We start from the raw sequence: 26,891 nt of genomic DNA on the forward strand, positions 1-26,891 counted from the left end.
AGGGATGCGGCGGTCGGTGTGGAGACGGCGGCGTCAGGAGCCCGGGGTGTTGCCCCGCTTCGTCGTCGCCAGCAGGTAGTCCCGGTTGAGCCGGCCGATGGTGTCCAGCGGGATGCCCTTCGGGCACACCACCGTGCACTCACCGGCGTTGGTGCAGCCACCGAAGCCGGCCTCGTCGTGCGCGTCCACCATGCCGATCACCCGGGTGTAGCGCTCGGGCTGGCCCTGCGGCAGCAGCGAGAGCTGGGTGATCTTGGCGGCGGTGAAGAGCATGCCGGAGCCGTTCGGGCAGGCCGCCACGCAGGCGCCGCAGCCGATGCAGGCGGCCGACTCGAAGGCGGCGTCCGCGTCGACCTTGGGCACCGGGGTGGAGTGCGCCTCGGGGGCGCTGCCGGTCGGGGCGGTGATGTAGCCACCGGCGGCGATGATCCGGTCGAAGGCGTTCCGGTTGACCACCAGGTCCTTGATGACCGGGAAGGCCCGGGCACGCCACGGCTCGATGTCGATCGTCTCGCCGTCGGAGAACTGCCGCATGTGCAGCTGGCAGGCGGTGGTGCCGCGCTGCGGCCCGTGCGCGTCGCCGTTGATCATGAGGCCGCACATGCCGCAGATGCCCTCGCGGCAGTCGTGGTCGAACGCGATCGGCTCCTCACCCTGAAGGATGAGCCGCTCGTTGAGCACGTCGAGCATCTCCAGGAACGACATGTCCGGGGAAACGTCGTCGACCTGGTAGGTCACCATCCGACCCTTGTCCTCAGGGCCCTTCTGGCGCCAGATGCGCAGGGTCAGATTCACTTGTAGCTCCGCTGCGTGGGGTGGACGTATTCGAACTTCAGGTCTTCCTTGTGCAGCACGGCCGGCTCATCGGTGCCGGTGTACTCCCAGGCCGCCACGTAGGCGAACCGGTCGTCGTCGCGCTGCGCCTCGCCGTCGGGGGTCTGGTGCTCGGCCCGGAAGTGGCCGCCGCAGGACTCCTCGCGGTGCAGGGCGTCGATGCACATGAGCTCGGCCAGCTCGAAGAAGTCGGCCACCCGGCCGGCCTTCTCCAGCGACTGGTTGAGCCCTTCGCCGTCGCCCGGGACGCGGACCCGCTGCCAGAACTCCTCGCGCAGGGTGCGGATCTCGTCGATCGCTTTGCGCAGGCCGGCCTCGCTGCGCTCCATGCCGCAGTGCTCCCACATGATCTGGCCCAGCTCGCGGTGGAACGAGTCCACCGTCCGGTCGCCGTCGACCGCGAGCAGCCGGGAGATCCGGTCCTCGACGTCGCGGCGGGCCGCGACCGCCTCCGGGTGCCCGGCGTCGACCTTCTCCAGCGGTCCGGCGGCCAGGTAGTTGGCGATGGTGCTGGGCAGCACGAAGTAGCCGTCGGCCAGGCCCTGCATCAGCGCCGAGGCGCCGAGCCGGTTCGCGCCGTGGTCGGAGAAGTTCGCCTCACCGATCACGAACAGGCCGGGGATGGTCGACTGCAGGTCGTAGTCGACCCAGAGGCCGCCCATCGTGTAGTGCACGGCGGGGTAGATCCGCATCGGGACCTCGTACGGGTCCTCGCCGGTGATCCGCTCGTACATCTCGAAGAGGTTGCCGTACTTGGCCTCGATGGCCTTGCGGCCGAGCCGGTCGATCGCGTCGGCGAAGTCGAGGTAGACGCCGAGCTTGGTCGGCCCGACGCCCCGTCCCTCGTCGCACACGTTCTTCGCGGCCCGGGAGGCGATGTCCCGGGGGACCAGGTTGCCGAAGGACGGGTAGATCCGCTCGAGGTAGTAGTCCCGCTCGTCCTCGGGGATGTCCCGGGGGCTGCGGTCGTCGCCCTTGGCCTTCGGCACCCACACCCGGCCGTCGTTGCGCAGCGACTCGCTCATCAGGGTCAGCTTCGACTGGTGGTCGCCGGAGACCGGGATGCAGGTCGGGTGGATCTGCGTGTAGCAGGGGTTGGCGAAGTACGCGCCCTTGCGGTGCGCCCGCCAGGTCGCCGTGACGTTGCAGCCCTTGGCGTTGGTGGAGAGGTAGAAGACGTTGCCGTAGCCACCGGAGGCGAGCACGACCGCGTCCGCCATCTCGGTGCTGATCTCGCCGGTGACCAGGTCCCGCACGACGATGCCCCGGGCCCGGCCGTCGACGACGACCAGCTCCAGCATCTCGTGCCGGGAGTTCATCTCCACGTTGCCCAGGCCGATCTGCCGCTCCAGCGCCTGGTACGCCCCGAGCAGCAGCTGCTGGCCCGTCTGGCCCCGGGCGTAGAAGGTCCGCTGCACCTGCGCGCCGCCGAAGGAGCGGGTGTCCAGCAGGCCGCCGTACTCGCGGGCGAACGGCACGCCCTGCGCCACGCACTGGTCGATGATGTTGACCGACACCTCGGCCAGCCGGTGCACGTTCGACTCCCGCGAGCGGAAGTCGCCGCCCTTGACGGTGTCGTAGAAGAGCCGGTGGATCGAGTCGCCGTCGTTGCGGTAGTTCTTGGCCGCGTTGATGCCACCCTGCGCGGCGATCGAGTGGGCCCGGCGCGGGCTGTCCTGGTAGCAGTAGGACCTGACCCGGTAGCCCTGCTCGGCCAGGGTCGCCGCGGCGGAGCCGCCGGCCAGGCCGGTGCCGACGACGATCACGGTCATCTTGCGGCGGTTCGCCGGGTTGACCAGCTTGGCCTCGAAGCGGCGGCGTTCCCAGCGGGTCTCGATCGGGCCCTCGGGAGCCTTGGCGTCGGCGATCGGGTCGCCCTCGGTGAAGAGATCCATGGTCAGCGCACCAATCCGATGAGTACGGCGAACGGGACCACCAGGTAGCCGGCGGTCAGCGCGACGGCGAAGACCAGCGCGAGGCTGCGCGCCCGGCGCTCGCCCTTCGGCGTCTGCTGCCCCAGGCTGCGGAACGCGCTGAAGGCGCCGTGCCGCAGGTGGAAGCCGAGAGTGACCACCGCGAGGGTGTAGAAGAGGGTCACGTACCAGCGTTCCGGCGCGAAGTCCGCCACCACGTTGGCCTGCGGCCGGGTCGGGTCGCCGACCGGGTTCAGGTGACCCGTGGTCAGGTCGAGGATGTGGTAGATCACGAAGAGCCCGATGATCACACCACCCCAGCGCATGGTGCGGGCGGCGTAGCTGCCCTGCACCTTCTTGCGGTGGGCGTACCTGACCGGGCGGGCGGCCCGGGCGCGCATCGCCAGCACGGTGGCGGCGGCGATGTGGCCGAGCAGGGCGACCAGGAGCACACCGCGCTGCAGCCACAGGTACCAACCCGGGGCCAGCAGCGGCGTGCCCAGGTCGCGCAGCCAGTGCGCGTAGTGGTTGAACGCCTCGGCGCCCGTGAAGATCTTCAGGTTGCCGAGCATGTGCGCGATGAGGAACAGCACCAGGAGAATGCCCGTCACCGCCATGACGGCCTTGAGGCCGACGTTCGAGCGAATGGGCGACCGAGTTTTCGTGATTACCACCCGACCGACGCTAGGAGGACTTTGATCAGTCGTCCAATGCATCGACCTCGCAGTCTTGATAGCCGTAGGCTATGTAGATGCAACTCCATCAGCTGAAGTACTTCGTCGCGGTCGCTGAAGTGCGACATTTCACCCAGGCCGCCGACATCGTCGGCATAACCCAGCCGTCGCTGAGTAAGCAAATTCACGCCCTGGAGACCGACCTCGGGGCCCCGCTCTTCGAACGGGTAAGGGGCAACATCACCCTCACCGCGGCGGGTGACGTGCTGCTGCCGCTGGCCAAGCGGATCCTCGCCGACGTGGACACCGCCACCCGGGAGGTGCAGGAGCTGGTCGGCCTGCGCCGGGGACGGGTCCGCCTCGGCGCCACCCCCAGCCTGGCCACCTCGCTGGCCCCGCCGGTGCTGCGCCGGTTCCGCGACGCCCACCCCACCGTCGACCTGCGGGTGGAGGAAGGCGGCTCGCAGGACCTGGTCCGCGACCTGCTCCGCGGTGACCTCGACCTCGCGCTGGTCATCATGCCGGGCCAGGGCGCCGACCCGGGGCTGCGCCTCGACCCGATCCTGCGGGAGAGCCTGGTGGTCGCCTCGGTCGACCCGCTGCCCGTCGCCGTCGAGAGCGGCCAGCTGCGCATCACCGACCTGCGCGAGCAGCCGCTGGTCATGTTCCGCGAGGGCTACGACCTGCGCGACGCCACCCTCCAGGCCTGCCGGGACGCCGGCTTCGAACCGACCGTCTCGGTCGACGGCGGCGAGATGGACGCCGTGCTCAGCTTCGTCGAGGCGGGACTGGGCATCGCCCTGGTGCCCGGCATCGTGGTCGCCCGCCGGCCCGGCGTCCGGGTCACCCGGCTCGCCCCGCCGGGCGTACGGCGCACCATCGCGGTGGCCCGGCGACGCGACGTGGTGCCCACCCACGCCGGTCGGGAGCTGCGCCGGATACTGCTCGAATACGTCCACGACGCCACCGCCAACGAGGACCTGCCTCCGGGCGTGGAGCCGCTCTGAGCCCGCCGGTCGCGCACTCTGGAAGACGCGCCGCCGCCCGCGTCCCGCCTACGCTGCCCACATGGCAGCCAGCGGACGCGCCGTCGTGGTCGGCGCCAGTATGGGCGGCCTGCTCGCCGCCCGCGCCCTCAGCGACGCGTACGACGAGGTGCTGCTGCTCGACCGGGACGCCCTGCCGGCGACCCCGACCAGCCGCCGCGGCGTGCCCCAGGGGCGCCAGCTGCACGTACTGCTGGACCGGGGACGGCAGGTGCTCGTCGAACTGTTCCCCGGCATCGGCGAGGAGCTGACCGCCCGGGGCGCCTGCCCGGTCGACCTGCACGGCGAGGTGCACTGGTACAACGACGGGCACCGGATGCGCCGCGCCCCCTCCGACCTGGTCGCCTACGGCATGAGCCGGCCGTTGCTGGAGCAGGTGGTGCGGGCGCGGGTCGCCGCCCTGCCCGGCGTACGGGTGCTGTCCGGGCACGAGGTCACCGGTCTGCTCACCACCGGCGACGGGACCCGCGTCACCGGCGTGCGGGTGGTCCCCGGCGGACCGGACCGGACCGAGATCGCCATCCACGCCGACCTGGTGGTCGACGCCGGCGGCCGGGGCAGCCGCAGCCCGGTCTGGCTCGCCGAACTCGGCTACCCGGGCGCGCCCGAGGAGCGGGTCGAGATCAACGTCACCTACGTCACCCGCACCTACCGCCGGGAGCCGGGTCAGCTGGAGGGACTGCTGGGGGCGCTGGCCAACGCGGTGCCGGGCCGGCCGCGCGCCGGCATCGTCGCCCCGCACGAGGACGACCGGTTCGCGGTGGTGCTCAGCGGCGTGCTCGGGGAGCAGCCGCCCACCGACGACGAGGGCATGGCCGCGTTCGCCGGGTCGTTGTTCGCCCCGCAGATCGGCGAGCTGCTGCGTACCGCGCCACCGCTGAGCGAACCGGTCCGGATGCGCTACCCGGCCAGCGTCCGCCGCCGCTACGAGCGGCTGCGCCGGCCGCCCGAGGGCCACCTGGTCTTCGCCGACGCGCTGTGCAGCTTCAACCCGATCTACGGACAGGGCATCACGGTGGCCTCGCTGGAGGCGCTGCTGCTGCGCCGGCTGCTCGCCGAGGGCGGCGCCGGGCTGGCCCGTCGCTTCTACCGGGGCGCGGCCCGGCTGATCGACGTGCCCTGGCAGATCTCGGTCGGCACCGACCTGCGCTTCCCCGAGGTCGCCGGCCGGCGCACCCTCAAGGTGCGGCTGGTCAACGCCTACATCGCCCGGCTGCACGCGGCGGCCACCACCGACGCGGACCTCGGTGCGGCCTTCCTGCGGGTGATCAACCTGGTCGACCCGCCGACCCGGCTGCTCACCCCGGGCCGGATGCTGCGCGTGCTGCGCGGCCCGCGTCCGGCCCCGGCGCCGGTCCGGCAGGTGCAACGCCACCCGGCCTGACCGGTCAGCGCCCCTCGGCGTCGTCCATGGCCCGGTAGATCCGCTGCTCCGACACCGGGTACGGGGTGCCCAGCGCCTGGGCGAAGACGTTCACCCGCAGCTCCTCGATCATCCAGCGGATCTGCCGTACCGCCGCCGACTGCCGCTTCGACGGCGGCAGGGCGGCGAGCAGGTCGGCGTACTCCTTCCGCACCACCGCGATCCGGTCCTGCTGGGACTTGTCGCGCTGCGGGTTGCCGGGGAGCCGGTCCAGCCGCCGGTCGATCGCGGTGAGGTAGCGCAGCAGGTCGGGCAGGCGGGCGTACCCGGTCTCGGTGATGAAGCCGGGGTGCACCAGGCCGGTGAGCTGGGCCCGGATGTCGGCCAGGGCGGCCACCACGGCCAGGTTCCGGGTCGCGCCGAGGCGCTGCTCGACGGCGTACGCGGCGGCGAGCACCCTGCGGACCCGGTCCATCACCTCGACGACCGTGTCGACCAGGTCGGCGCGGACCCGGTCACGCAGCGCGGCGAAGCCCTCGGCGTCCCAGGCGGTGCCGCCCGCGTCGCCGATGAGCTTGTCGATCGCCGCGCCGGCCGCGTCCTCGATCAGCTGCTGCACCCCGCCGTGCGGATTGCGGCTGAGCGCCAGCTTCGCCTCGTTGCTCAGCCGGCCCTGGAGGAACTTCGCCGGGGACGGCACGGTCAGCCGCAGCAGCCGCCGGGTGCCCGCCCAGTGCGCGGCGGCCTGCTCGGCCTCGGAGTCGAAGACCTTCACCCCGACGGTCGTGCCCTCGTCCACCAGCGCCGGGTACGCGGTCACCGCGTACCCGGCCCGGACCTGCTCGATGGTGCGCGGCAGGGTGCCGAGGGCCCACTGGGTCAGCCCGGTGCGGGCCACGTCCGGCGCGGCGGCGGCGACGACCTGGCGTACCTCCTGGCGGAGCTGGCGTTGCAGGGCCGAGAGGTCCTTGCCCTCGGCGACCGGCTTGTTCTCCTCGTCGAGCACCCGGAAGCCGACCCGCAGGTGCGCCGGGAGCTTGCCCGGGTCCCACGCCTCGCGCGGCACGGTGACCCCGGTCATCCGGCGCAGCTGCCGGGTCAGCGCGTCGAGCAGCGGCTCCTCGCCCGGGGTGATCGCGGCGAGCGCGGCGCGGGCGTAGTCCGGGACCGGGACGAAGTTGCGCCGGACCGCCTTGGGCAGCGACCGGATCAGCGCGACGACCAGTTCCTCGCGCAGCCCCGGCACCTGCCAGTCGAAGCTCTCCGCCGGCACCTGGTTGAGCAGCGGCAGCGGGATGTCCACGGTGACGCCGTCGGTGGGCGCGGTCGGGTCGAAGGTGTACGTCAGCGGCAGGGTGACCCCCTCGGCCCGCCACTGGTCCGGGTAGTCGGCCTCGTCGACGCCGCCCCGGCCCGCGTTGACCAGCAGCTCGCGGGTGAAGGTGAGCAGGTCGGGCCGCTCCCGGCGGGCCGTCTTCCACCAGGCGTCGAAGTGCCGCCCGGAGACCACGTCGGCGGGGATCCGCTCGTCGTAGAACTGGAAGATCGTCTCGTCGTCGACCAGGATGTCCCGCCGCCGGGCCCGGTTCTCCAACTCCTCGATCTCGGCCAGCAGCCGCTGGTTGTCCGTCCAGAACCGGTGGTGGGTGGACCAGTCGCCCTCGACCAGGGCGTGCCGGATGAACAGCTCCCGGCTCAGCGCCGGGTCGATCCGGCCGAAGTTGACCTTGCGGGAGGTGACGATCGGGATGCCGTAGAGGGTGACCTTCTCGTAGGCCAGCACCGCGGCCTGCTTCTTCTCCCAGTGCGGCTCGCTGTGGCTGCGCTTGACCAGGTGCTGGGCCAGCGGCTCGACCCACTCCGGCTCGACCCGGCCGGCCACCCGGCCCCACAGTCGGGAGGTCTCCACCAACTCGGCGGCCATCACCCAGCGCGGCGGCTTCCTGAACAGCGCCGAGCCGGGGAAGATCGCGAACTTCGCGCCGCGCGCCCCCAGGTACTCGTGCTTCTGCGCGTCCTTGAGCCCGATGTGCGACAGCAGGCCGGGCAGGAGCGACTGGTGCACCTTCGGGGTGTCGATCTCCTCCGGCAGGTCCGCGCCGGCCCCGCGCCGGCCGCCGTCGGGCGCGGCCTGCCCCGCCGGCCGCCGGCCCCGTCGCCCGTCACCCGGCTCCGGGGTACGCAGCACCTGGCGCAACTGGCTGACGATGTCCTGCCACTCGCGTACCCGCAGGTAGTTCAGGTACTCCGCCTTGCACATCCGGCGGAACGCGCTGGACGACAGGCTCCGCTGCTGCTCGCGCAGGTACCGCCAGAGGTTCAGGTAAGCGACGAAGTCGGACTCCTTGTCGGCGAACCGGGCGTGCGCCTGGTCGGCCTGGGCCTGCTTCTCCGCCGGCCGCTCCCGCGGGTCCTGGATGGAGAGCGCGGCGGCGATCACCACCACCTCGGTGGCGCAGCCGTTGCGCTCGCCCTCGAGGACCATCCGGGCCAGCCGGGGGTCGACGGGGAGCTGGGCCAGCCGCCGCCCGAGCGGGGTGAGCCGCTTCGCCGGGTCGGTCTGCGTCGGGTCCAGCGCCCCCAGTTCGTGCAGCAGGTTGACGCCGTCGGTGACGTTGCGCCGGTCCGGCGGGTCGATGAACGGGAACGCGGCGATGTCACCGAGCCCGATCGAGGTCATCTGGAGGATGACCGAGGCCAGGTTGGTGCGCAGGATCTCCGGGTCGGTGAACTCGGGACGGGAGGCGAAGTCCTGCTCGTCGTAGAGGCGGATGCAGATGCCGTCCGAGGTGCGACCGCAGCGCCCCTTGCGCTGGTTGGCCGACGCCTGCGAGACCGGCTCGATGGGCAACCGCTGCACCTTGAGCCGGCTGGAGTACCGGGAGATGCGGGCGGTACCCGGGTCCACCACGTACTTGATGCCGGGAACGGTCAGTGAGGTCTCCGCGACGTTGGTGGCCAGCACCACCCGGCGGCCGGAGTGCGGGGCGAAGACCCGGTGCTGCTCGGCGGTGGAGAGCCGGGCGTACAGCGGCAGGATCTCGGTGCCGAGCAGGGACCGTCGCTTCTCCACCAGCCTGCCCAACGCCTCGGCGGTGTCCCGGATCTCCCGTTCGCCGCTGAGGAAGACCAGGATGTCGCCGGGCCCCTCGGCGGCCAGTTCCTCGACCGCGTCGCCGATGGCCTGGATCTGGTCCCGGACGTTCTCCTCGTCGGCCTCGTCCTCCTCGTCGGCCTCGCTGACCTCGACCAGCGGCCGGTACCGCACCTCCACCGGGTACGTCCGGCCGGACACCTCGACGATCGGCGCCGGCTCACCCTCGGGCGCGTCCTCGGTCGGGGGGCCGGCGAAGTGCCGGGCGAACCGGTCGGTCTCGATGGTCGCCGAGGTGATGATCACCTTCAGGTCGGGGCGGCGGGGCAGGAGCTGCTTGAGGTAACCGAGGATGAAATCGATGTTGAGGCTGCGCTCGTGCGCCTCGTCGATGATCAACGTGTCGTACTGGCGCAGCATCCGGTCGGTCTGCAACTCCGCCAGCAGGATGCCGTCGGTCATCAGCTTGACCAGGCTGTTCTCGCCCACCTGGTCGGTGAAGCGCACCTTGTAGCCGACCACGTCGCCCAACTCGGTGCCGAGTTCCTCGGCGATCCGGTCGGCGACCGTCCGGGCGGCCAGCCGGCGGGGCTGGGTGTGCCCGATCAGACCGGTGATCCCGCGCCCCAGCTCCAGGCAGATCTTCGGCAACTGGGTGGTCTTGCCGGAGCCGGTCTCGCCGGCCACGATCACCACCTGATGGTCGCGGATGGCGGCGGCGATGTCGTCGCGGCGCTCGCTGACCGGCAGCTGCGCCGGGTAGGTGATCGTCGGCACGGCGGCCCGCCGGCTCTCCAGCCGCGCCTCGGCCCGCGCCACCTCGGTGGCGATCTCGGCCAGCGCGCCGTCGCGGCGCTGCGGGTCCCTGAGCTTGCGGACGCCGTCCAGCCGTCGTTGCAGGCGGCGCTGGTCGCGGAACATCAGGGGGGTCAGGCGGCGGTGCAGCTCGCGGACGGTCACGGCCTCGGCGGGTGCGGCTGGATTCTGCATGTCGTCGCCAAGGATAGGCAGCCCGGCGACGGACCGCCGCCGGGTTACCGCCGCCCCCGGCCGCCGGGCCGCCGACTGCGCAGGTGAACTCCGCCGCCGGCCGCCGGCCCGCCGTCCTGCCGGCCACGCCACACCCGGTGACCGGGCTGCCGAGGGTGGCGTGCCGGTCGGGCTAGAGTTTCGCCCACCGACACGACCGGGGGGCCGACATGACGATGCTGGACACCGACCGCGCGCTGGTGCAGGCCGCCACCGCGGTCGCCAAGCTGCGCTGCCGCAGTGACAACCACACTGTCGCCGCCGCCGCCCGCACGGCCGACGGCCGGGTCTTCACCGGAGTCAACGTCTACCACTTCACCGGCGGCCCGTGCGCCGAGGTGGTGGCGATCGGCGCCGCCGCGACCCAGGGGGTCGGGGACCTGGAGGCCATCGTCGCGGTGGGGGACCGGGGACGGGGGGTCATCCCGCCCTGTGGCCGGTGCCGCCAGGTGCTGCTCGACTACTTCCCGTCGATCAAGGTGATCGTGGGGCCGATGGACGCCCTGCGGCCGGTGCCGGTGACCGAGCTGCTGCCCGAGACGTACGTCTGGGCGGACCAGCAGCTCGACCCGTCGGCGATCGTGCGGACCGGGCAGTGGCCGATGCCGACCGTGCCGAGCAGCCGCCCGGCCTCGGAGGACTGAGCCGCTCAGTCCCCGGCCGCCGCCTCCAGCATCGAGCGGGGCACCGCGACCTCGCCGTAGCGCACGTTGCCCTCGGGCACCAACCAGCTCGCCACGTGGGCGACCAGTTGCCCGGAGCGCACCGCCGGGTCGTTCGCGTACAGTTCCCGGGCCTCCGCCGGGCTGATCGGCAGCACGGCGAGGCCGCGCAGCGTCTCGTCGTCCGGGTCCAGGAACGGCCCGGCGGCGAGCACGAGCCCCTGCTCCACCAGCCCCTTCTGGTGCGCCAGATGGGCGTCGCGCAGCAGGTCGGCGGCGTCGCGCGGCAGCTCCGGCGCGTCCGCCGGGCGGACCAGGAGGACGAGGGTGTGCTGGTCGAATCGCATACCTGGAGCCTAGGCACTCCAGCGCGTGCTTCGTCCCGCTCTCGCCGGATACCAGCCACTGCCCGCTGCCCCGCCGCCCGCCGCCTGCTGCCCGCTGCCCGCCGCCTGCTGCCCGCTGCCCGCCGCCTGCTGCCCGCTGCCCGCCGCCTGCTGCCCGCTGCCCGCCGCCTGCTGCCCGCTGCCTGCTGCCTGCCGCCCCGCCGCCCCGCCGCAAGATCGTGCTCGATCCAGGAAACAGTGGCCTCATCCTTGTGGGAGGCCACTGTTTCCGTGTTCGAGCACGATCTTGCGGGTGGTGGTGGTCGCGCGGCGGAGGCGGGGGCGGGTCAGAGCCGCCGGCGGTGGCCACGGGAGCGCAGCGCGGCGCGCACCTCGGCGAGGAAGCCGTCGAAGTCCTCGCGGAGGCGGCGCGCCGTCACATGCAGGACGATCCAGTCCTCGCCGAGCAGCCGGTTGAGTCGGCGGCGGTCCCGGTGGAACTGTTCCGGGTCGTCGTGCCACAGGCCGTCGTACTCGACGGCGACCCTGAACTCCGGCCAGGCCAGGTCGAGCCGGGCGACGAAACGACCACCGGTCGAGACGACCCACTGCGTCTCGGGCCGGGGCAGCCCGGCCAGCACCAACCGGACCCGGGTCCGCGACTCCTGCGGCGACTCGGCCCCCGCGTCGGCGAGATCGACGGCCCGAAGCAGCGTCCGCCAGCCCCGCCGGCCGGCCCGGGCCAGGGCGTACTCACGCAGCTTCGGCACGTCGGTCAGCCGGCGGGCCAGCAGAGCGTCGATGAGGACCACTGCCTCCACCACGTCCAGCCAGCGGGCGAGGTCCCAACAGGTACGCGCCGGCGTGGTGACCGGCAGCCCGCCGTGCCGCCCGACGTCACCCGGATCCATGCGGCCCCGGTGGATGCGCAGTCCCGCCATCGGGCCCCGTCGTCGGCCGGCACGCCGGCCGCCCGTTCTCGTGCCTGCCGCCCCGCCGGCCACCGCCGCCCCGCCGGCCACCGCCGCCCCGCCGGCCACCGCCGCCCCGCCGGCCACCGCCGAAGTCGTCTCCGTCCTGGTCGCTGCGTCTGCCGGGGTCGACCCGTCGGTCCTGGTCGCCGCGTCTGCCGTGGTCGTCGCGGCCGTGGTCATCCCTGCCGTGGTCGAGAGCAGTGGCGACGGTGATCGGGCAGCGTCAGCGGGGCGCTCCGCTGCGGCCGTGATCGCTGCAGCCGTGGTCGTCGCCTCCGCCGGGGTCGCCTCCGCCGGGGTCGTCCCTGTCGTGGTCGTCCCGTCCGTCGTCGGTGGGTCCGACGTGGGTGAGTCCGCCGATCTGGCCGCGGCGGCGTCCACGGTGCTCGGCACGAGCACGTCGACCGGGTCGTCGGCGCAGAGCCGTCCGACGCCGTACAGCGCGGCGGCCGACCGGCCGGCGATCGCGGAGCCGGGCGGGACCAGCCAGCGGGCCACCGCCGCGCACCGGTGGCGATGGGTGATGGTGAGTCGGGCGTCGGCGTACACGTCGCGGAACAGCGGACGCCAGGCGGAGCTGCGCAGGTCGTTGCGGGTCACCAGGCCGCGGGACACGGCCGACGAACCACGGAAGATCCTCCCGCGCAGCTGGGGAGGTCGACGGGGTGCTTTCGGCATGCGTACACCCTCGCGGCTCGGGCCGTCGGCCGCCGTCCCCTGTGGATAACCCCGATCGCGGGCGAAGGTCGTGCTCGAACATGGATGTGGTGGCCATCCTGAGCCACGAGACCACTACATCCCGGATCGAGCGCGATCATGACGAGCCGCCAGCCCCGGCGGGGCAGGGGTGGGGTGGGACGGGATCCTGGCGGGACTCGAAACGGGCGCGGGTGAGGAAGGCCAGTTGGGCGCGCTTGTCGGGCATGTCGATCTCCTCGTCGAAGGTGAAACCCTCCCGTTCCAGCCGGCGCAGGGCGAGCTGGTTGCGGACGTCCGGTTCGACCACGATCCGCTGCCGGGTCGGGTCGGTGAACAGGAAACGGGCCAGGGCGGGGCCGACGGCGGTGGTGAGTCCGCGCGGTGGACGCCGCCCCGGCGCGAGCAGCAGGTGCATCCCGATGTCGCCGGGGCGTACCCGGTAGCGTTCGCCGACCGGGTCGGCCTCGGGCCGGTACGTCTGGAACAGCCCGATCGGCGTGCCGTCCAGCGTGATCAGGTACGCGTGGTGGGTGGCGAGACCGTCGAGGTACGCGTAGACGTCGCGCACCTCGTCCACGGTGTACGACCCCATGCCCCAGAACGTGGCCCGGGGCTGGGTCACCCAGCCGTGCAGCAGTTCGGCGTGGACGGCCGGGTCGATCACGACGAGCCGCAGCTCGCCGAAGCCGGGGATCTTCTCCTGGTGGGTCACGGGTGCCTCGTCTCGTGCGGGTCGGGGGTGAGGTGCTTCCAGTCGGTGGTCACCGGGTTCAGTTCGCCGGCGGCCCAGCGGGGCAGCTGGTCGTCGAAGTGCGGGTCGCCGGGGCGTCCGGACGCGCCGAACGGGACGATCCAGCGGCTGCGGTCGGCGTCGCCGAGGTCGAAGACGTAGCGGGCGACCGGCCCCCGCCAGCAGGCGTCGGAGGTCCCGGGGACGCTGGCGGTGGCGAGCACGCAGTCGGTGTCCCCGGCGAGGGCGATGCGGCGGCGCATGGCGGCGACCGCGTCGTCGACGGCCGGCGCCACGCCGAGGTGCACCGGGTGCAGCACGTGCCGCTGTCCCCACGTCTGTGCCGGTGCGGTCGCGGCGTCCTCCAGCGCCGCCGCCACCACCGGTGCGACGTCCGCGCCGAGCCGGTGCAGCCCGGCGACGACGCCGTCGAGGGCGTGGCCGATGCGGGCCAGCGGGTCCGTCCACGGTCGGAACAACCTGTCGTACGCGCCGGGGGCGCGCAGCGGGCGCAGGCGCGGGTGCTCGTGCAGCCGGCGGGCCAGGGCGGTACGCCATGCGGCGAAGGCGCCGGCGTCGAGGCTGTCGGCCCGCATCCGCCCGTCCCAGGTGGTGAGTCGTTCCCGTAGCGCCCGGGCGGGCGGGGTGAGGGTGTCCGGGGCGAGCCGGTGCAGGGCGTCGCGCAGTGGCGTGGTGGCGAGCCGGGTGTCCGTGTGGATGGTCTCCGGTGCGACGCCCTCGGCCAGCAGGGCGCGGATCCGCGCGGCACGGTGCGGCGGGGCGAAGTCGCCGCCGAGGTCGGCCACGTCGTCGCGGCGGTCGTTGGCGCAGACGGCGAATCCGTCGACCACGACGGGTTTCGACTCCGCGTAGCCGCCCTGCCACCGGTACCGGGGGTCCCAGCCGGGTACCGGTCCGCGCCGGCACCGGTCGTCGCGGGTGGGGACGAGTCCGGCGACCAGTTGGTGCACGGCGCCGCTGCGGTCGGCCACCAGGACGCTGTTCACCGGCTCCACCCAGACCCGCAGCGCGTCGGCGACGTCGTCGACGGTACGGGCGCGCAGCAACGGCAGCAGCGCGTCGAAGCCGAGGCTCTCCTCGACCCGGGCGGGGGTGCGCAGGCTGATCGCCTCACCGGTGTGCCGGTCGTGGTCGACGACGGGTCCCCGGGGGGTCTCGATCACCTCCACGGTCTCGGTGTCGCCGCCGCGTACCGTGATCTCCTCGGCGTGGCGGCGGGCCGGCACCCAGCCGTCGGCGTCGCGGACCAGCACCCGGTCGCCGTCGCGGCGCAGCTGCTCCCGGTAGAGGTCCTGGTAGTCCGCCATGGCGTTGGTGACCGCCCAGGCGACCTCGCCGGCGTGGCCGAAGTGGGGCAGCCCCGGCACGCCGGGGAAGGCGAGACCGAACACGTCGAACTCGTCGCAGGCGAGGCGGACCTGCTGGTAGATGCCGGGCAGTTCGAGCAGGCGATGCGGGTCCCCGGCGATGACCGGCGCGCGCCCGGTGGCCGGGTCGCCGGGCACCGCCCAGGCGTTGCTGCCGGAGCCGCCCGGTCCCTCGACGGCGAACAGGTCGACCGCGTCGGGGCCGAGGGTGGCCGTGACGTGTGCGCGCCACAGCTTGTTCGGGAAGGTGGCGAAGAGGATGTGCTGCACGAGGAACACGCCCAGTGGCGTCCACGGCCGCCACCGGCCGGGCGTGCAGCCGGTGGCCGTGAACTCGGGCGCGCCGGCCGCGCCCTCGGCGAGGGCGTCGTTGACGCCGTCGGTGTACGCGGTGACCCACCGTCGGGTGGCGGGGGAGAGCCGGTGGAAGCACCGTTCGGCGGTGTCGTCGAGGCGGGCGCGGCGGGCGAACCGGTCCCAGTCGAGGGCGTCGGGGCCGACGTGTTCGGCGAGCCGGCCCTCGCAGCGCCGGCGCTCGGTCTCGATCTGCCAGGCCCGGTCGAGGGCGGCCACCCGGCCCTGCAGCCGGGCCAGTTCGTCGACGTTGCCGGCGCGCAGGTGGGGCACGCCCCAGGCGTCGCGATGGATGCCGGTCACGGTGCGGTTCCGCGGGGACACGCCCGAGCCGGGCACAGTACGAATATCAACTTAGGCTACCCTTCCCTAACTAAGGTGAACCTTACTGGAGGGGGTCGCGTGAAGCGCAACTGGGAAGCCCTGGTGCTCAAGGCGATGGGTGGCCGGGACTTCCGGCTCACCGTGCTCGACGCCGAGTCGGTGGGCGGGGCGTACCGGCGGCTGCTGGTGAACGGCGGTGGCCTGCTGGAGTCCTGCGGGGTGCACCCCACCATGTGGATCCGGTTGTGGTTCGACGACGGCGGTCGCCCGCACCAGCGCGCGTACACCCTCGTCGACCCGGACCCCGCGACCGGGCGGTTCCACCTGGAGTTCGCCCTGCACGACGGGTGCGCCGCCCGGTGGGCCGTCGCCGCCCGGGCCGGCGACACCATCGACGCCACCGTGCAGGGCACTGCGTTCCAGTTGCCGGACCCCGCGCCGCGTCACCTCTACCTGGTCGGCGACGCCGCCTCGCTGCCGGCGGTCAACAGCCTGCTCGACGCGGCCGCCGACATCCCGGCGACGCTCTGGCTGGAGTACGCCGACGAGGGCGAGCAGGCGCTGCCGGTGCGCGCCCGGAAGCACCACGAGGTCACCTGGGTGCCGCGCAAGGACGAGGGGCGGTACCTGGTCGAGACCGTGTGCGCGGCCCTGCCCGCCGCCGACGACGCGCACTACTGGTTCGCCTGCGAGGCGGCCAGCACCCGCGCCGTCACCCGGCACGCCCGCCGTACGCTGGGTGTCGGCAAGCACCAGGTGACCTCGCTCGGCTACTGGAGCGCCCGGTGAAGGGCCGTCTCGGCGCGCTCGGCGCGCTCTACGTCACCCAGTACCTCGGCATCGGCTTCATCACCGTCGGCCTCACCGCCATCCTGCGCGACGGCGGCACCTCGCTGGACACCCTGGCGCTGTTGCAGGTCGTCGGCCTGATCTGGCCGGTCAAGTTCCTCTGGGCGCCGGTCCTCGACCGGTACGGCTCCCGCCGCCGCGGCCACTACCGCTCCTGGCTGCTGGTGCTCCAGGGCGGTCTGGTGCTGGCCCTGCTGGCCCTCGTCCCGTTCGAGGACCCGGGCGGCCGGCTCGGTCCGGTCGTCGCGATCTGCGCCGGGTACGTGTTCCTCTCCGCCACCCAGGACATCGCCGTCGACGCCGTCGCCGTCCGGCTGCTCGCCGAGCGCGCCCGGGGCGCCGGCAACGGCATCCAGGTCGCCGCCAGCTACCTCGGCAACCTGCTCGGCGGCGGCGCGTGCGTGGTGGTCTACGACCGGTACGGCTGGCGGGCGGCGATCCTGCTGCTGGCCGCGTTGACCTCGCTCGGGCTGCTGGTGGTCTGGCGTTTCCGCGAACCGGTCCGCACCGACCGGGTGGAGTCCACGCGGGCGGCGTACCGGGCGCTGTTGTCGGTGTTCGGCCAGCCCGGGTGCCGGTGGTGGACCTTCGTGGTGGTGCCGCTGGTCTACGTCGGCGCCGGTGCGGCGTACGCGCTGGTGACCCCGGCGCTGGTGGACGCGGGCTGGTCGCTGGCCCGGGTCGGCGTGGTGACCGGGGTGGTGACCAGCGTCCCGGCGATCGTGGCCGGTCTGCTCGCCGGGGTGGCGGTCGGGCGGTTCGGGCGCAGCGTGGTGCTCGTGGCGGCGGGCGTCGCCCTCGCGGTCTCCACGGCGATGCTGCTGCCGTTGCTGACCGGACGGGCCCCGCTGGGTGGGACGGTGACCGCGCTGTGCTGCTTCATGGCCGCCTACACGGTCGCCAACGTGGTGCTCTACACGGTCAACATGGACTACTCGCGGCCCGGCACCGGCGGCACCGACTTCACGATGCTGTCCTCGGTCGGGCTGGTCTGCTCCTTCGTGGCGGCCTCGGCCGGGCTGGCCGCCGCCGAGCGGGTGGGCTATCCCACGGTCGCGATGGCCGCCGTTGCCCTGGTCGTGGCCGGTGTCGCGGCGGGCGTCGCCCACCAGCGGCGGTTCCGGCGGGCCCCTCGGGTCGAGCGGGTCCGCACCACCGAGCCGGCGGCGGCGTCGCACTGATCGCAGGGCACACCGGGGGCCGGCGACTCCAAAGTTAGGTTAGGCTAACCTAACTTCACGATCGTCGCCGGAGCGCCGGTGGGCGGCGCGCGCTCCGGCGTCCCCTCGTCTCCACTCTCGACCTCTGAGGACCAACATGAGTCTGTCCGGACCAACTGCCGCGGCCCTTCCGCCCGCGGCGGTCCGCGCCCCGGCGGCCACCGGCCGGGCCCACCTGTTCCACACCGGCTCGGTGGAGCACTACCGCCGGGTGCTGGCCGACGGGATCGACCGGGTCGCCGGCCGGGTGGCCACCGCCGAGACGCCGTTCACCGGCGTCACCCCCGAGCAGCTCGCACCCCGGATCAACGGCATCGACCTGGACCGGCCGCTGGGCGACACCGGGGCGGCCCTGGACGAGCTCCAGGACGTCTACCTGCGCGACGCGGTGTACTTCCACCACCCGCGCTACCTGGCCCACCTGAACTGCCCGGTGGTCATCCCCGCCCTGCTCGGCGAGGCGGTGCTCAGCGCCGTCAACTCCTCGATGGACACCTGGGACCAGAGCGCCGGTGGCACCCTGATCGAGCGCCGGCTCATCGACTGGACGGCGCAGCGGATCGGGCTCGGCCCCGCCGCCGACGGTGTGTTCACCAGCGGTGGGACCCAGTCCAACCTGCAGGCGATGCTGCTGGCTCGCGAGGAGGCCTGCGCCCGGGCGGCCGGCCGGCCCGGCGTACGACCGTCCCGGCCGGAAGCGTTGTCGCGGTTGCGGATCATCACCTCGGTGGCCGGGCACTTCAGCGTGCAGAAGGCGGCGAAGCTGCTCGGCCTCGGCGCGGACGCGGTGGTCACCGTGGCCACCGACGCCGACCGCCGGATGCGTACCGACGAACTGGCCGCCACGATCGAGCGTTGCCGGCGCGACGGGCTCACCGTGATGGCCGTGGTGGCGACCGCCGGCACCACCGACTTCGGCAGCATCGACCCGCTGCCCGCGATCGCCGACGTCTGCGCGGCGGCCGGCGTGTGGCTGCACGTCGACGCCGCGTACGGCTGCGGCCTGCTGGTCTCGCCCACCCGGCGGTACCTGCTCGACGGTGTCGAGCGGGCCGACTCGGTGACCGTCGACTACCACAAGTCGTTCTTCCAGCCGGTCAGCTCCAGCGCCCTGCTGGTGCGCGAGGCCCGGGTGCTGCGGCACGCCACCTGGCACGCCGACTACCTCAACCCGGCCCGGGCCGTCGAGCAGCGCATCCCGAACCAGGTCGACAAGAGCATCCAGACCACCCGCCGGTTCGACGCCCTGAAGCTCTGGCTGACCCTGCGCATCATGGGCCCCGAGGCGATCGGCGCGCTCTTCGACGAGGTCGTCGACCGCGCGGACGCCGCCTGGCGGCTGCTCACCGAGGACCCCCGCTTCGAGGTGGTGACCCGTTCGCAGTTGAGCACCGTCGTCTTCCGCTACCTGCCGACCGGCGCCGGCCGGCGACTCGTCGACGACGCCAACCTGTACGCCCGCGAGGCCCTCGCGGCGTCCGGGGCCGCCCTCGTCGCCGGCACCAGGGTGGACGGCGCGCACCACCTGAAGTTCACCCTGCTCAACCCCGAGACCACCGTGGACGACGTCGCCCACGTGCTCGATCTCATCGCCGAGCACGCTGGCTGGTACGTGCGTACCCGCACGGCCGGCGAACTGTCCTGTCCCGTCGGCTGACCGCACCTGGAGAAACTCCGTGTCGACCCACGACTTCATCGCCGTCGGGCTGGGCCCGTACAACCTCGGCCTGGCCTGCCTCACCGAGCCGATCGGCGACCTCGACGGCCTGTTCCTGGAGGCGCGCGACGCCTTCGACTGGCACCCCGGCATGCTGCTGGAGTCCACCCACCTGCAGACGCCGTTCATCGCCGACCTGGTCACACTGGCCGACCCGACCTCCCCGTACTCCTTCCTGAACTACCTCAAGGAGGCCGGCCGGCTCTACCCGTTCTACATCCGGGAGAACTTCTTCCCGCTGCGCGCCGAGTACAACGACTACTGCCGCTGGGCCGCCGCGAAGCTGCCCGGCGTCCGGTTCGGCCACGAGGTCACCGCCATCGAGTACGACCCCGCCGACGAGCGGTACGTCGTGCACGCCACGGTGGCCGGCGACCGGGTGACCCACCGCGCCCGGCACCTGGTGCTCGGCACCGGCACCCCGCCGCACCTGCCCGAGGCGTGCCGGGGGCTGGGCGGCGACCTGATCCACAACTCGCGGTACCGGGAGCACCGGGCGGCGCTGCGGGCCAGGCGCAGCATCACCGTCATCGGCAGCGGGCAGAGCGCGGCCGAGATCTACCACGACCTGCTCACCGACATCGACAGGTACGGCTACCAGCTCAACTGGGTGACCCGCTCGCCGCGGTTCTTCCCCCTGGAGTACACCAAGCTCACCCTGGAGATGACCTCCCCGGACTACGTGGACTACTTCCACGCCCTGCCCGAGCCGACCCGCTACCGGCTGGAGTCGGAGCAGAAGGGCCTGTTCAAGGGGATCAACGCCGACCTGATCAACGAGATCTACGACCTGCTGTACGCCAAGAACGTGCACGGCCCGGTGCCGACCCGGCTGATGACCAACACCACGCTGAGCACCGCCGCGTACGACGAGCCGTCCGGCACGTACACGCTGGGGCTGCGCAACGTCGAGCAGGGACGCGACCTCACCCTCACCACCGAGGGGCTGGTGCTGGCGACCGGCTACCACTACCAGGTCCCCGAGTTCCTGGACCCGATCCGCGACCGGCTCCGCTGGGACTCCCACGGCCGGTTCGACGTCGCCCGCAACTACAGCGTCGACCACACCGGCCGGGGCGTCTTCCTGCAGAACGCCGCCACCCACGCGCACAGCGTCACCTCGCCCGACCTGGGCATGGGCCCGTACCGCAACTCGTGGATCATCCGGGAGCTGACCGGGCGGGAGCACTACCCGATCGAGGCGCGCATCGCCTTCCAGGAGTTCGGCGTGCCGGCCGGAGCGGCGTCGTGACCGCGCCGACCTTCCGCCGGGTCGACGACCGGCTGGGGGAGTTCACCCTGCGCCCCCTCGACCCGGACGGTGACGCGGCGCTGCTGCACCGCTGGGTCACCCACCCCAAGGCCGCGTTCTGGATGATGCAGGACGCCGACCTGGCCCGGGTGGCGGAGGAGTACCGGCGCATCGCCGTGCACCCGCACCACGAGGCGTTCCTCGGGTCCTGGCGCGGCCGGCCGGCGTTCCTCGCCGAGCGGTACGACCCCGCCCACGTCGAACTCGCCGGCCGGTACGACCACGCCGACGGCGACGTCGGCATGCACTTCCTGTGCGCGCCCACCGACACCCCCGTGTCCGGCTTCACCCGCGCGGTCATCACCACCGTGCTGGCCTGGCTCTTCGCCGACCCCGCCACCCGCCGGGTCGTGGTGGAGCCGGACGTGCGCAACACCGCCGTGCACGCGCTCAACGCGGCCGTCGGCTTCACCGTCGTCGGCCCGATCCGCAAGCCGGAGAAGGACGCCCTGCTCAGCGTCTGCACCCGCGACCAGTTCCGGACCGCCACCCGAGGAGACGTGCCCGCGTGAACGCGACCGCATCCGTGGACCATCTGACGCCGGCACGCTGGGACGCGGCCAACCGGCTGCTGGTCCGCAAGGCCCTCGCGGAGTTCGCCCACGAGCGCCTGATCGTCCCCGAGCCGCTGGGCGCGGACCGCTACCGGGTGCGCAGCGACGACGGCGCGGTCGAGTACCGGTTCACGGCCCGCCGGTTCGCCCTGGACCACTGGCAGGTCGACGCCGCCGGCATCACCCGGCACGCCGGGGGACGGGAGCTGCCCCTCGACGCCGTCGACCTCTGCCTGGAACTGCGTGGCGCGCTCGGCCTCTCCGACGAGGTCCTGCCGGTCTACCTGGAGGAGATCAGCTCGACCCTGGCCGGGACCGCGTACAAGCTCGGCAAGCCGGAGGTGAGCGCCGCCGACCTGGTCAAGGCGGACTTCCAGGAGATCGAGACGCAGATGACCGAGGGGCACCCCTGCTTCGTGGCCAACAACGGCCGGATCGGCTTCGGGGTGCACGAGTACCACCGGTACGCCCCGGAGGCCGCCCGGCCGGTCCGGCTGCTCTGGCTGGCCGCGCACCGCGACCACGCCACCTTCAGCAGCGCCGCCGACCTGGACCACGACACGCTGGTCCGGGCCGAACTGGGCGAGGACACCCTCGCCGGCTTCGCGCGCACCCTCACCGATCTCGGCCTGGACCCGGCCGACTACCTGCTCATCCCGGTGCATCCCTGGCAGTGGTGGAACAAGCTCTCCGTCAGCTTCGCCGGCGAGGTCGCCCGGCGTCGGCTGGTGTGCCTCGGCGAGGGGCCGGACGAGCACCTCGCCCAGCAGTCGATCCGCACCTTCTTCAACGTCACCGACCCGACCCGGCACTACGTCAAGACCGCCCTGTCGGTGCTGAACATGGGCTTCATGCGGGGCCTGTCCGCCGCGTACATGGAGAACACCCCGGCCATCAACGACTGGCTCGCCGACCTCGTCGCCGCCGATCCGGTGTTCCGGCGTACCCGGTTGTCGATCATCCGGGAGCGGGCCGCCGTGGGGTACCGGCACCGCCAGTACGAGGCGGCGACCGACCGGTACTCCCCGTACCGCAAGATGCTGGCGGCGTTGTGGCGGGAGAGCCCGGTCCCCGGCCTGGAACCGGGGCGGCGGCTGGCGACCATGGCGTCCCTGCTGCACGTCGACCGGGCGGGCCGCTCGTTCGCCGGCGCGCTGGTCGCCCGGTCCGGGCTGGCCCCGCAGGTGTGGCTGCGCCGCTACCTCGACACCTACCTGGTCCCGTTGCTGCACAGCCTCTACGCCCACGACCTCGCGTTCATGCCGCACGGGGAGAACGTCATCCTCGTCCTGCACGACGGCGTGGTGGAGCGGGTGATCTTCAAGGACATCGCCGAGGAGATCGTGGTGATGGACCCGGAGGCCGACCTGCCGGAGCCGGTACGCCGGATCCGGGTCGCCGTTCCCGAGGAGGAGAAGATCCTGTCGATCTTCACCGACGTCGTCGACTGCTTCCTGCGCCACCTCAGCGCCATCCTGGTCACCGAGGGCGTCCTCGACGAGGACACCTTCTGGCGCACGGTCGCCGCCACCGCCGTGGACTACGCCGACAGCGTCCCGCACCTGGCCGACCGGCTGCGCCGGTACGACCTGTTCGCCGCGGAGTTCCCGCTGTCGTGTCTCAACCGGCTGCAACTGCGCGACAACCGGCAGATGGTCGACCTCGCCGACCCGTCGGCCGCGCTCCAGTTCGTCGGCGCCCTGGCCAACCCGCTCGCCCGCTTCGCCCCGCAGCGGTGAGCGCCGCCGCCCCGCCGGCCGGGCGGGAGATCGGCGCCGCGGCCCCGGTCCGCCACCGGTGGCTGATCCTGGCGGTGCTCTGCCTCGCCCAGGTGATCGTGGTGCTGGACAACACCGTGCTGACCGTGGCGATCCCGGTGCTCACCACCGAACTCGACGCCACCACCGGCGACGTCCAGTGGATGATCAACGCGTACGCCCTGGTGCTCTGCGGCCTGCTGCTCAGCGCCGGCAGCGCCGCCGACCGGTACGGCCGCCGCCGGATGCTGCTGGCCGGGCTGGTCCTGTTCGGGGCCGGCTCGCTCGCTGCCGGGCTGGCCCGCTCCGGCGGCCAGTTGATCGCGGCCCGGGCCGGCATGGGCATCGGCGGGGCGCTGCTGGTCACCGCCACCCTCGCGGTGGCCATGCAGGTCTTCCACGGGGCCGAGCGGCAGCGGGCGATCGGCCTCTGGGCGGCGACCAGCGCGCTGGGGTTCGCCGCCGGGCCGCCGGTCGGCGGGGCCATCCTGGCCCACCTGCCGTGGCAGGCCGTCTTCCTGGTCAACCTGCCGGTGGTGCTGGTCTGTCTGCTGGCGGTCCGGGCGCTGGTCCCGGAGTCACGCGACCCGCGTGGTGGCCGTCCCGACCTCGGTGGCGTGCTGCTCTCCACGGCCGGGTTGACCGGGATCGTCTGGGCGGTCATCGCCGGCCCGGACGTGGGGTGGCGCGCTCCGGCGGTGCTCGGCGCGGCCGGTGGCGGGATCGTGCTGCTGGCGGGCTTCGTGCTGTGGGAGCGGCGGATCCCCGACCCCATGCTGGACATGGACCTGTTCCGGCACCGGCGGTTCGTCGGCGCGGTCTGCGGGGTCGTGCTGATCACTTTCGGGGCCACCGGGGCGTTGTTCCTGCTCACCCAGCATCTGCAGTTCATCCGCGGCCACACCGCCTGGGAGGCCGGCCTGCGGATGGTGCCGTTCGCGCTCTCCATCGTGGTGCTCAACGTCGCGGGCGTCGCCGCCGCGCTGATCCGTCGGCTGGGGGTGCCGGCGGCGATCGCGGTCGGCATGGTGCTGCTGGCCGCCGGGCTCGCGCTGGTCACCCACGCCCCGGGGGACGGCTATCCGGTGCTGCTCGCCGGGCTGCTGGTGATGGGCACCGGCTGCGCGCTGGCCAACCCGGCCATCGTGGAGGCGGTGATGAGCGCGATCCCGGCGGAGAAGGCCGGCGCCGGGGCCGGGGTGGACGGCACCATGACCGAACTCGGCGGCAGCCTCGGCATCGCCGTGCTGGGCGCGGTGCTCAACGCCCGGTTCAGCGCGTTGCTGCCGGCCGCCCTGGCCGGCGCCGGGTCGTTCCCGGCGGCGCTGGCCGCCGCCCGCACCGAGGATGAGCGCGGGCTCGTCTCGGACGCCTTCCGGGTGGCGCTGGAGACCGGGCAGACGGTCGGCGCCATCGCCGTCCTGGTCGGTGGGCTCGTGGCGGCCGGACTGATCCGCCGGGCCGAGCGCGCCGGTTGATCCGCCGGCCGTCCGTGCGCGCCCCGACGGCTCACCCGGGCGGCCGGTGCGCACCGGGGCGGCGTCCCGCCCCTGTCCGCGAGCAGGCCGACGCCCGCCCTCGCGGCTGCGGTGACGGAGCCGAAAGGACGGGCGGCGGAGTCAGGCTGCGAAGGTCAGGGCGGCGGGATCAGGGTTGGGCAGGTCAGGGGGGCGGATGTCGGAAGGCGCAGGTCAGGCGGCGGTGGACCAGATGGCGCGGAAGGCGGCGGCCTCACCGGCCAGCCAGCGCTCCACCTGGTCGGGCTTGGTGTCGGCGGGCATCCGGTGAGCCGTGCCGCGCCGCACGTCGACCAGGACCGGCTCGGCGTGCGGCAGCACCGCGTCCATGTGGCGGGCCATCAGGTGCAGGGTCGCCAGCGTCGCCTCCTCGCTCGGCGGCGTCTCGTCGAAGTGCAGGCGGACCGCCTCGGCGTGGCCGTCGGCGTACCGGACGCCGAAGTGCGGGTTGATCTTGACGGGCAGGTCGCCCAGCATGGCGAGCGCGTCGCGGGTCTGGGCCAGCTCGACCGACCTCGGGTCGCCGAGGGACTCCAGCCAGGCGGTCGCCCCGGGGACCAGCGCCTGGTAGAGCGGGCGCCAGCGGGGCTTGACCAGATCGGCCACCTGCGCGAGGTGGGTGCCGCCGGTGTGGAAGGCGACGTCGGCCTTGAGCGCCTTGACGAACTGACCGTGCGGGTTGAAGCCGGAGCGGCTGGCCCGCTGCTTGCGCAGCCCGCCGACGAAGGTGGCCTTGGTGGGGCCGGTGCGGTCGACGTACCGGGTGAAACCGAGGAGGGTGGCGTAGGGGGTGAGCGGGGTCGCGGAAGTGGGCGCGGTCACGAGCATCCTCCCAGGTCAGGAACTCGATTAGTACATACATTCTAATCGACGGGCCTGACATCGCCCAGGGCACGAAAGGGTCGATGTCCGGTCCAGCCGAAGATGGCCAGTCCACGGGAAGTTGGCCAACGGCGTGGCCACGTCCGGCTGAAGGTGGCCAGCGGTACGGTGCCGGGATGCTTCGCGCGGTGCCTGGCTCTGGTGTTCCGGTTACGGCTGAGTTCGAGATCGGCTACGTGGTCGCCGACGGAGCCGAGCCTCGTGCCAGCTTGATCAACTCGGCTGAGGTGCGGTTCGAGCTGGGTAAGCCGGTGCGGGCCTTCTCGTCGCGTAAGCGGCAGCGGCACTTCCCGGGCCTGTGGTGGTCGTCAACGACCGGTGGGCATGTCGGCTATGAGTCCTGGCTGGAGCGGGACCACCTGATGTTGTTGGATTTCGATCCTGCGGTGGTCGGCATCGCTTCGCAGCCGTTCTGGCTGTTCTGGGACGAAGAAGGCCGCCGTCGTTCGCACGCGCCGGACTACTTCGCGCGTCTTGTCGATGGCTGTGCGGTGGTTGTCGACTGCCGTCCGGTGGAGCGGATCAAGCCGCGCGACGCCGCAGCGTTCGATGCGATGCGGCGGGCATGTGAGCTGGTCGGATGGGACTATCGCCTCGTTGGAGTGCCTGACCCTGTGCTCAGTACCAACGTGCGCTGGCTAGCCGGTTACCGGCATCCGCGTTACCGCGTGCCCGGCGTCGTGGCGGCGCTGCGCGAGGTGTTCGTCGATACCGCACCGCTGATCGCCGGGGCGGAAGAGGCCGGTGATCCGATCGTGGTCCTGCCGGTGCTGTTTCACCTGCTGTGGTGTGGTGACCTCACCGCCGGCCTGGGCACGGTGCTGCACGACGCCACGCCGGTGACACTGTTGGAGCGTGGTGATGGCGGTCGGACGGATGCCGATGCTACGCATCGGTGAGTGGGTGCGCTTCGACGGCGATGAGCACCAGGTGGTTGCGTTGGCGGGCACCTCGGTGCGGCTGCAGTCCAGCTCCGAAGCGGCGCAAGTCGTACTCTTGCCGTTCCTGCTTGCCGCGCCGGACTTTGAGCTTGTCGATGGACCTGCAGCACCGGTGGTGGAGCCGTTCGGGCTGCTGGACAGCTTGCCGGATGACGTGGCGGAACGGGCCCGCTGGTGGCAGCGGCAGGTGGTCGAGGTGATGACCGGGCTACCGTCCGCCGCGGAGCCAGGCAGTCTCCCGCAGCCCGGATTCGACCCAGCGAGTTCGACCTTGGCGCAGCGCGAGCAGGCCAAGGCGGAGGAGTTGACCGTCGCCGGCAGGCCGGTTTCGGCATGTACGGTGCGCCGGATGCGGGTTCGCTATGCCGAGCAGGGACTCTGGGGCCTGGTCGACCAGCGCGCCACTAGACGAGTAGTTCCGAAGTCAGGGGTCGATGTGTGGGCATGAAGAGAGGGCATCCAAGATCATGTTGTGACGCAAGACCTGGATACCCTCTTGACCACACTGTACGTGAAGATCGACGACTGCATCCGCACGCCCCGGTGGCGCGGCAGGCCGCCGCTGCTCACTGACTCCGAACTGGTCTGCCTGGCCGTGGCGCAGGTCCTGCTCGGTGCCCGTTCGGAGGCGCACTGGATCCGTTACGCCCGTATTCATCTGGCCGGCATGTTCCCGTACCTGCCCCAGCGCCCCGGATACAACAAGCGGCTCCGCGCCGCGCTGCCGTTGAT

21 protein-coding genes and 1 pseudogene are annotated in these 26,891 nt (G+C 72.7%); 13 read left to right on the plus strand and 9 right to left on the minus strand.

All coding sequences use genetic code 11. The features are described from left to right. Positions 1 to 33 precede the first annotated feature (33 nt). From GA0070560_RS19265 to GA0070560_RS19275, 3 genes are read right to left on the minus strand one after another with little or no spacing between them, the layout of a single operon-like run. Entirely contained in the window at positions 34 to 795 is a 762-nt protein-coding gene (locus tag GA0070560_RS19265; RefSeq protein WP_091299536.1) for a succinate dehydrogenase/fumarate reductase iron-sulfur subunit, read from the minus strand. After that, complete coding sequence (locus tag GA0070560_RS19270) at positions 792 to 2,729, minus strand: fumarate reductase/succinate dehydrogenase flavoprotein subunit (RefSeq protein WP_091299539.1); 1,938 nt, start codon at positions 2,727 to 2,729, stop codon at positions 792 to 794. Before GA0070560_RS19270 ends, GA0070560_RS19265 begins: the two co-directional genes overlap by 4 nt. Before the next feature lie 2 nt (positions 2,730 to 2,731). Next, positions 2,732 to 3,463: a succinate dehydrogenase cytochrome b subunit gene (locus tag GA0070560_RS19275; protein WP_091299542.1), complete on the minus strand. Its 732-nt coding sequence runs from the start codon at positions 3,461 to 3,463 to the stop codon at positions 2,732 to 2,734. A 35-nt stretch (positions 3,464 to 3,498) separates the two neighbouring features. On the opposite strand from GA0070560_RS19275, the gene GA0070560_RS19280 reads away from it, so the two are divergent. Together GA0070560_RS19280 and GA0070560_RS19285 are read left to right on the plus strand one after the other, a co-directional pair. After that, a complete protein-coding gene (locus GA0070560_RS19280) occupies positions 3,499 to 4,428 on the plus strand; it encodes a LysR family transcriptional regulator (protein WP_091299545.1) in 930 nt (309 codons plus the stop codon). A 61-nt stretch (positions 4,429 to 4,489) separates the two neighbouring features. Next, entirely contained in the window at positions 4,490 to 5,851 is a 1,362-nt protein-coding gene (locus GA0070560_RS19285) for an FAD-dependent oxidoreductase (protein ID WP_091299548.1), read from the plus strand. Between the two features lie 4 nt (positions 5,852 to 5,855). On the opposite strand, the gene hrpA is transcribed toward GA0070560_RS19285, so the two are convergent. Continuing rightward, positions 5,856 to 9,914: an ATP-dependent RNA helicase HrpA gene (hrpA, locus tag GA0070560_RS19290; RefSeq protein ID WP_091299551.1), complete on the minus strand. Its 4,059-nt coding sequence runs from the start codon at positions 9,912 to 9,914 to the stop codon at positions 5,856 to 5,858. A gap of 209 nt (positions 9,915 to 10,123) precedes the next feature. On the opposite strand from hrpA, the gene GA0070560_RS19295 reads away from it, so the two are divergent. Next, a complete protein-coding gene (locus tag GA0070560_RS19295) occupies positions 10,124 to 10,597 on the plus strand; it encodes a cytidine deaminase family protein (RefSeq protein ID WP_091299554.1) in 474 nt (157 codons plus the stop codon). Between the two features lie 5 nt (positions 10,598 to 10,602). Here the strand turns inward: GA0070560_RS19295 and GA0070560_RS19300 are convergent, their stop codons facing one another. From GA0070560_RS19300 to GA0070560_RS19320, 4 genes are all read right to left on the minus strand, one after another. Next, positions 10,603 to 10,962, minus strand: a complete 360-nt coding sequence (locus GA0070560_RS19300) for a YciI family protein (protein WP_091299558.1) — start codon at positions 10,960 to 10,962, stop codon at positions 10,603 to 10,605. Between the two features lie 326 nt (positions 10,963 to 11,288). Next, entirely contained in the window at positions 11,289 to 12,593 is a 1,305-nt protein-coding gene (locus GA0070560_RS28805) for an endonuclease domain-containing protein (RefSeq protein ID WP_170839483.1), read from the minus strand. Positions 12,594 to 12,729: 136 nt separating this feature from the next. Beyond that, on the minus strand, positions 12,730 to 13,326 hold the full coding sequence (locus GA0070560_RS19315) for a GNAT family N-acetyltransferase (RefSeq protein WP_091299571.1): 597 nt from the start codon (positions 13,324 to 13,326) through the stop codon (positions 12,730 to 12,732). Then, positions 13,323 to 15,389 carry a penicillin acylase family protein gene (locus tag GA0070560_RS19320; protein WP_091299667.1) on the minus strand — a complete coding sequence of 689 codons (2,067 nt, stop codon included), beginning with the start codon at positions 15,387 to 15,389 and terminating at the stop codon, positions 13,323 to 13,325. The genes GA0070560_RS19315 and GA0070560_RS19320 overlap by 4 nt, the downstream gene beginning before the upstream one ends. 99 nt (positions 15,390 to 15,488) lie before the next feature. Here GA0070560_RS19320 and GA0070560_RS19325 point away from each other — a divergent pair, with 99 nt between their 5' ends. The 7 genes from GA0070560_RS19325 to GA0070560_RS19355 all read left to right on the plus strand — a co-directional run bounded on the left by GA0070560_RS19325 (position 15,489) and on the right by GA0070560_RS19355 (position 24,297). Then, positions 15,489 to 16,199, plus strand: a complete 711-nt coding sequence (locus GA0070560_RS19325; protein WP_091299576.1) for a siderophore-interacting protein — start codon at positions 15,489 to 15,491, stop codon at positions 16,197 to 16,199. Further along, on the plus strand, positions 16,196 to 17,440 hold the full coding sequence (locus tag GA0070560_RS19330; RefSeq protein ID WP_091299580.1) for an MFS transporter: 1,245 nt from the start codon (positions 16,196 to 16,198) through the stop codon (positions 17,438 to 17,440). Before GA0070560_RS19325 ends, GA0070560_RS19330 begins: the two co-directional genes overlap by 4 nt. A gap of 136 nt (positions 17,441 to 17,576) precedes the next feature. After that, complete coding sequence (locus GA0070560_RS19335) at positions 17,577 to 19,136, plus strand: pyridoxal phosphate-dependent decarboxylase family protein (protein ID WP_091299583.1); 1,560 nt, start codon at positions 17,577 to 17,579, stop codon at positions 19,134 to 19,136. Between the two features lie 19 nt (positions 19,137 to 19,155). Then, positions 19,156 to 20,448, plus strand: a complete 1,293-nt coding sequence (locus GA0070560_RS19340; protein ID WP_091299585.1) for a lysine N(6)-hydroxylase/L-ornithine N(5)-oxygenase family protein — start codon at positions 19,156 to 19,158, stop codon at positions 20,446 to 20,448. Next, positions 20,445 to 21,020 (plus strand): GNAT family N-acetyltransferase, encoded by a 576-nt coding sequence (locus GA0070560_RS19345; protein ID WP_091299588.1) that lies wholly within the window; start codon positions 20,445 to 20,447, stop codon positions 21,018 to 21,020. Before GA0070560_RS19340 ends, GA0070560_RS19345 begins: the two co-directional genes overlap by 4 nt. Next, on the plus strand, positions 21,017 to 22,801 hold the full coding sequence (locus GA0070560_RS19350; protein ID WP_091299591.1) for an IucA/IucC family protein: 1,785 nt from the start codon (positions 21,017 to 21,019) through the stop codon (positions 22,799 to 22,801). The genes GA0070560_RS19345 and GA0070560_RS19350 overlap by 4 nt, the downstream gene beginning before the upstream one ends. Next, positions 22,798 to 24,297, plus strand: a complete 1,500-nt coding sequence (locus GA0070560_RS19355; protein ID WP_091299595.1) for an MFS transporter — start codon at positions 22,798 to 22,800, stop codon at positions 24,295 to 24,297. Before GA0070560_RS19350 ends, GA0070560_RS19355 begins: the two co-directional genes overlap by 4 nt. A gap of 213 nt (positions 24,298 to 24,510) precedes the next feature. Here GA0070560_RS19355 and GA0070560_RS19360 read toward each other — a convergent pair whose 3' ends face one another. Continuing rightward, positions 24,511 to 25,158, minus strand: coding sequence for a hypothetical protein (locus tag GA0070560_RS19360; RefSeq protein ID WP_091299670.1), 648 nt, complete (start codon positions 25,156 to 25,158; stop codon positions 24,511 to 24,513). A gap of 176 nt (positions 25,159 to 25,334) precedes the next feature. Between GA0070560_RS19360 and GA0070560_RS19365 the strand changes: the two genes are divergently transcribed. The 3 genes and pseudogenes from GA0070560_RS19365 to GA0070560_RS19375 form a co-directional block, all read left to right on the plus strand. Continuing rightward, complete coding sequence (locus GA0070560_RS19365) at positions 25,335 to 26,117, plus strand: TnsA-like heteromeric transposase endonuclease subunit (protein WP_091299599.1); 783 nt, start codon at positions 25,335 to 25,337, stop codon at positions 26,115 to 26,117. After that, entirely contained in the window at positions 26,074 to 26,607 is a 534-nt protein-coding gene (locus GA0070560_RS19370; protein ID WP_091299603.1) for a hypothetical protein, read from the plus strand. The genes GA0070560_RS19365 and GA0070560_RS19370 overlap by 44 nt, the downstream gene beginning before the upstream one ends. Positions 26,608 to 26,631: 24 nt before the next feature. Then, positions 26,632 to 26,891: pseudogene (locus GA0070560_RS19375) on the plus strand (IS982 family transposase); the annotation flags it as partial.

The sequence above is a fragment of the Micromonospora halophytica genome (assembly GCF_900090245.1).
GTDB lineage: Bacteria > Actinomycetota > Actinomycetes > Mycobacteriales > Micromonosporaceae > Micromonospora > Micromonospora halophytica.

Excerpts from the sequence above, each read along its gene's own strand:
- GA0070560_RS19270 (WP_091299539.1), bottom strand. The coding sequence starts at position 2,729 with ATGGATCTCTTCACCGAGGGCGACCCGATCGCCGACGCCAAGGCTCCC.
- GA0070560_RS19275 (WP_091299542.1), bottom strand. The coding sequence starts at position 3,463 with ATGCATTGGACGACTGATCAAAGTCCTCCTAGCGTCGGTCGGGTGGTA.
- GA0070560_RS19280 (WP_091299545.1), top strand. The coding sequence starts at position 3,499 with ATGCAACTCCATCAGCTGAAGTACTTCGTCGCGGTCGCTGAAGTGCGA.
- GA0070560_RS19285 (WP_091299548.1), top strand. The coding sequence starts at position 4,490 with ATGGCAGCCAGCGGACGCGCCGTCGTGGTCGGCGCCAGTATGGGCGGC.
- hrpA (WP_091299551.1), bottom strand. The coding sequence starts at position 9,914 with ATGCAGAATCCAGCCGCACCCGCCGAGGCCGTGACCGTCCGCGAGCTG.
- GA0070560_RS19295 (WP_091299554.1), top strand. The coding sequence starts at position 10,124 with ATGACGATGCTGGACACCGACCGCGCGCTGGTGCAGGCCGCCACCGCG.
- GA0070560_RS19300 (WP_091299558.1), bottom strand. The coding sequence starts at position 10,962 with ATGCGATTCGACCAGCACACCCTCGTCCTCCTGGTCCGCCCGGCGGAC.
- GA0070560_RS28805 (WP_170839483.1), bottom strand. The coding sequence starts at position 12,593 with ATGCCGAAAGCACCCCGTCGACCTCCCCAGCTGCGCGGGAGGATCTTC.
- GA0070560_RS19335 (WP_091299583.1), top strand. The coding sequence starts at position 17,577 with ATGAGTCTGTCCGGACCAACTGCCGCGGCCCTTCCGCCCGCGGCGGTC.
- GA0070560_RS19365 (WP_091299599.1), top strand. The coding sequence starts at position 25,335 with ATGCTTCGCGCGGTGCCTGGCTCTGGTGTTCCGGTTACGGCTGAGTTC.